Genomic DNA, 4,832 nt, shown 5'->3' with positions numbered 1-4,832 from the left:
CGGCGACCGCCCCGACCGGCTACTGCGCGCCGTCGAGGACCTTGAGCTGGTCGACCTGCCCGCGGCCGACTCCTGCTGCGGCTTCGGCAGCACGTACGCGGTCGCCGGGGTGATCCGCGGGGTGCGCGCCGCGGTGGCGGCGGTGACGGCGGCGTCCGCCGCCTCCTGCTGCCGGGCCAGCACCAGGTCCAGCCCGTCCAGCTCGGAGGAGGCGCGGCCGCACACCTCCAGTGCGTACCGGGCCCGCTTCACCAGGATCCGCATCCGGGCCCAGGGCGCGTCGTCGGCCGCCAGCGCGGTGTCCGCGTCGGTCGCCCCGCGGGACGCCGGCACCGTGCCCAGCCGGCGCAGCCCGTGCCCGCCGTACGGCGTCGCGGCCCGCCGCAGCGGCAGCTGCTGGGCGCCCACCGTCAGCGCGGCGAAGGCGGCGGCGGCCTGCGGCAGCAGCACCGCGGGGGCCCGGCCGCCCGCCGACTCCAGCAGCGGGGCGTCGCCGACCAGCAGGGTCATCCGGTCCGCCAGCGCGTGCAGCCGGGCGGAGCGGAGCTCCTGGAGCACCGTGGAGTGCGCCCTGGTCCGGGCCAGGGTCAGCTGCCGGTCCAGCAGCGCCCGCGCCTTGGGGGCGCCCACGTGGCCGGCCAGCATGCCCGTCCCGTCCGGGTCGGTGCCGCTCAGCGAGTCCAGCGCGCCCAGCAGCCGGGCCGAGCGGCGGACGTAGCCGGGCTCCAGCGCCAGCAGGTTGAGCAGCCAGCGCAGCTCGGTGCGCGACTCCTGCGCCCAGGTCTGCTCGAAGACCGAGCCGAAGGTGTGCAGCAGCCCGCCGACCCGCCGGACGGCCCGCAGCAGGTCCGAGGTGCCGGCCGACGGGACGACCGAGGCCGTCCCGGGTCTGGCGCCGACCTCGCCCACCGCCAGCGGCAGCGCGCGCAGGAAGGCGCCGGCCTGGGCGGTGAGGTGGTGGGAAAGGATGTCCCCGGCGGTCGCTGTGGAGGCCGCCTGGGCCGTCATCGGCGCTTCGGTCATGGCGTGGTAGATCCCCGTTCCTCCGAGGTGCTCCCCCGGAGCTGGTGGCCGACCGCCGGGACAGGTCCCCTTGCCGTCCCGGCGGCTTCGCATCAGTGGACGCGTCAGCGCGAGGTCGCGGCCCGGCGGCGCTGGCGCGAGTCGATCAGCAGGTCCTGGACGTGTCGCAGCGGACGGCCCTCGACGTCCTGCGAGTGGCGGGTCCACGCGCCGTCCGGCCCCAGGTGCCAGGACTCGGTCTCGTCCGACACCCCGAGGTCGATCAGCCCGGACAGCTCGGCGCGGTGTGCCGGATCGGTGATCCGCATCAGCGCCTCGATCCGGCGGTCCAGGTTGCGGTGCATCATGTCGGCGCTGCCGATCCAGACCTCCGGATCGCCGTTGTTGCCGAACACGAAGACCCGGGAGTGCTCCAGGAAGCGGCCCAGGATGCTGCGGACCCGGATGTTCTCGCTCAGCCCCGGCACGCCCGGGCGGATCGCACAGATCCCGCGCACCCAGACGTCCACCGGCACACCGGCCTGGGAGGCCCGGTACAGCGCGTCGATCACGGCCTCGTCGACGATCGAGTTGACCTTGAGCTTCACGTAGGCCGGACGGCCCGCCCGGTGGTGGGCGATCTCGTTGTGGATCCGTGAGACCAGCCCGTCGCGCAGGCCGCGCGGGGCGGTCAGCAGGCGGCGGTAGGACTCGCGGCGCGAGTAGCCGGAGAGCCGGTTGAACAGGTCCGAGAGGTCCGCGCCGACCTGCGGGTCGGAGGTGAGCAGGCCGAGGTCCTCGTACAGCCGGGCCGTCTTCGGGTGGTAGTTGCCGGTGCCGACGTGCGAGTAGCGGCGCAGGGTGTCGCCCTCCTGTCGGACCACCAGCGAGAGCTTGCAGTGCGTCTTCAGCCCGACCAGGCCGTACACCACGTGACAGCCGGCCTCCTCCAGCTTGCGGGCCCACTTGATGTTGGCCTGCTCGTCGAAGCGCGCCTTGATCTCCACCAGCACCAGCACCTGCTTGCCGGACTCGGCCGCGTCGATCAGCGCGTCGACGATCGGCGAGTCGCCGGAGGTGCGGTACAGGGTCTGCTTGATCGCCAGCACGTCCGGGTCCCCGGCGGCCTGCTCCAGGAAGGCCTGCACCGAGGTGGAGAAGCTGTCGTAGGGGTGGTGCAGCAGGACGTCGCGCTCGCGCATCGCGGCGAAGATGTCCGGCTGGGAGGCCGACTCGACGTCGGTCAGCCCCCGGGCCGTGCCGGCCACGAACTTCGGGTACTTGAGCTCCGGGCGGTCCAGCTCGGCGATCCCGAACAGCCCGGTCAGGTCCAGCGGCCCGGGCAGCGGGAAGACCTCCGCCTCGGTGATGTTCAGCTCCCGCACCAGCAGGTCCAGGATGTACGGGTCGATCGACTCCTCGACCTCCAGCCGGACCGGCGGGCCGAAGCGCCGCCGCATCAGCTCCTTCTCCAGGGCCTTGAGGATGTTCTCGGTGTCGTCCTCCTCCACCTCCAGGTCCTCGTTGCGGGTGACGCGGAAGGCGTGGTGGGCCAGCACCTCCATCCCCGGGAAGAGCTCCTCCAGGTGGGCGCCCATGACGTCCTCCAGCGGGACGTACCGCTGGGGCGAGGCCTCCAGGAAGCGGGCCAGCGACTGCGGCACCTTGACGCGCGCGAAGTGCTTGTGGCCGGAGACCGGGTTGCGCACCACGACGGCCAGGTTGAGCGAGAGTCCCGATATGTACGGGAAGGGGTGCGCCGGGTCGACGGCCAGAGGGGTCAGGACGGGAAAGATCTTCTGCCGGAACAGCGTGTGCAGCCGGGCCTGCTCCTTCTCCGCCAGCTCCGACCAGCGGACCACCTCGATGCCCTCGCCGGCGAGGTCCGGCAGCACCTCCTGCTGGAAGGCGGCGGCGTGGCGCGCCATCAGCTCGCGCGAGCGGGTCCAGATCAGGTCCAGCACCTCGCGCGGCTGGAGGCCGGACGCACTGCGCTGGGCGACTCCGGTGGCGATCCGGCGCTTGAGCCCGGCCACCCGGACCATGAAGAACTCGTCCAGGTTGCTCGCGAAGATCGCCAGGAACTTCGCCCGCTCCAGCAACGGGATGCCCGGGTCCTCGGCCAGTTCCAGGACCCGTTCGTTGAACGCCAGCCAACTGCGCTCGCGGTCCAGGAAGCGGCCCTGCGGCAGTGCTTCGAACTCCTCCTCGTCCGTGGCCGGCAGCTCCGGCGGAATACCCAGCGCGCCGGACATCCGGGCCGTAGGTGACAGCGGGGCAGAGACAGGGCGGGGGATGCTCATGGGCTCCAGCTCCTCCAGCAGCAGGACGGCGTCCGGACGCGAATGGCTCTGCGGGCCGTCGCCCTCGCCCCGGGCCGGACCCGGGGACAGCACCCACCCTCCCGGTGCGGTCCGTACAGGACCGGCCGGTGCGTGGCGGTCGACTCTGCACGAGCGAGACACTACGGACTTCATCCTGTGATCTTCGCGGCAGCAATTGAATCCACGGTAAACACCGCATGGCCAGGAGGAAAGCTGAGTCGGTCGGAGCAAGGGGCGTCGCCGTCCCGTCCCTCGCCCGCGACCGCTCGCGGGGCCGTCCCGGCCGCGTTAGACGCCGCCGGAGGACCGGGGAGTCCGGTGCGCGGATGCCCCGGACCGGCTAGGCCGACCGGTTCGTCCGGTACTGGGCTCGGTACATGAGGTCCACCTCGTGAACGGCGAATCCCAATCGTTCATATACCCGCACGGCGGCCGGATTGTCGGCGTCGACGTAGAGAAGCACGGTGTCCAGTCCGCGCTCCCCGGTGCCGGTGCCGGTCAGGTGGCGCAGGCCCGCCGCGGTCAGCGCACGGCCGAGACCGCTGCCCTGCTCGGCCGGGTCCACCCCGACCACGTACACCTCGCCGAGCTCGGGCTCGGTGGCGGTGGCCGGGTGCACCTTGGTCCAGTGGAAGCCGACCACCCTGCCGTCGCGGGTCGCGAGGAAGAAGCCGGCCGGGTCGAACCACGGCTCGGCGATCCGCTCGGCCAGGTCCTGCCCGGTCCAGGCGCCCTGCTCGGGGTGGTGGGCGAAGGCCAGGGCATTCAGCCGCAGCCACTCGGCGTCGTCCTCCCCCGGGCGGAAGGTCCGGAGCTCGATGCCCTCGGGAACGGCCACCTCCTCGGTCTGCCGGCCAGTGCGGCGCATCTGCCGCAGCTCGCGGACCAGCTCGGCGCCGTACACCCCGGCCAGGTGCCGGGCCGCCGGGTGGCCGCCGTGCACCCAGAAGTCCACCGCGTCGCGCCCCGCCCGGTGGGCCTGCTCCAGGACCGCGTCCACCAGCGGACGGGCCAGGCCGCGGCCGCGGGCGGCCGGGTCGACCACCAGCTCGGCGGCGGGGTTGGCCGCCGGGTTCTCCGGCACCTCGAGCTGGCCGTAGCCGAGGACGGCGCCGCTCCCGGTCCCGGATTCGGTCTCGGTGTCGGTGTCGGTGTCGGTCCCGGTCCCGGTCTCGACGAGGTGGATCACACCCGGCCGCGGGATCTCCGCGTTCCGCAACCGAAGCCGGCCCTGCTCGGACACGGCGGCCCGGCCGTCCACCACCTGGGCCGCCGCCAGAACACGCAGGGAACCGTCGCGCTGCTCGGGCCGGAGCACATCGTCCGCAATGACCGCTGTCTGATCGTCCATGCCCAGACGATACGTCACCGGAAATGCAAAAAGCCCCTGATCCGAGTGGATCAGGGGCTTTTCTGAAGAATTGTTCGGCGGCGTCCTACTCTCCCACAGGGTCCCCCCTGCAGTACCATCGGCGCTGTAAGGCTTAGCTTCCGGGTTCGGAATGT

3 protein-coding genes and 1 rRNA gene are annotated in these 4,832 nt (G+C 72.5%); all 4 read right to left on the bottom strand.

All coding sequences use genetic code 11. The annotated features are described in order from the left end of the window. The coding region (locus ACIQOV_RS27820; RefSeq protein WP_401053100.1) for a CHAD domain-containing protein at positions 1–1,023 on the bottom strand (1,023 nt) is incomplete at its 3' end. 104 nt (positions 1,024–1,127) lie between these two features. After that, positions 1,128–3,398: an RNA degradosome polyphosphate kinase gene (locus ACIQOV_RS27815; protein WP_401053098.1), complete on the bottom strand. Its 2,271-nt coding sequence runs from the start codon at positions 3,396–3,398 to the stop codon at positions 1,128–1,130. A 268-nt stretch (positions 3,399–3,666) separates the two neighbouring features. Beyond that, entirely contained in the window at positions 3,667–4,677 is a 1,011-nt protein-coding gene (mshD, locus tag ACIQOV_RS27810) for a mycothiol synthase (protein WP_401053096.1), read from the bottom strand. A gap of 72 nt (positions 4,678–4,749) precedes the next feature. Beyond that, a 5S ribosomal RNA gene (gene rrf / locus ACIQOV_RS27805) occupies positions 4,750–4,832 on the bottom strand; the annotation flags it as partial.

This window comes from Kitasatospora sp. NPDC091257 (genome assembly GCF_044757675.1).
GTDB classification, from domain to species: domain Bacteria; phylum Actinomycetota; class Actinomycetes; order Streptomycetales; family Streptomycetaceae; genus Kitasatospora; species Kitasatospora lactacystinica.
The sequence above is the reverse complement of the archived record's forward strand: the minus strand, read 5'-3'. Positions and strand labels throughout refer to the sequence as shown.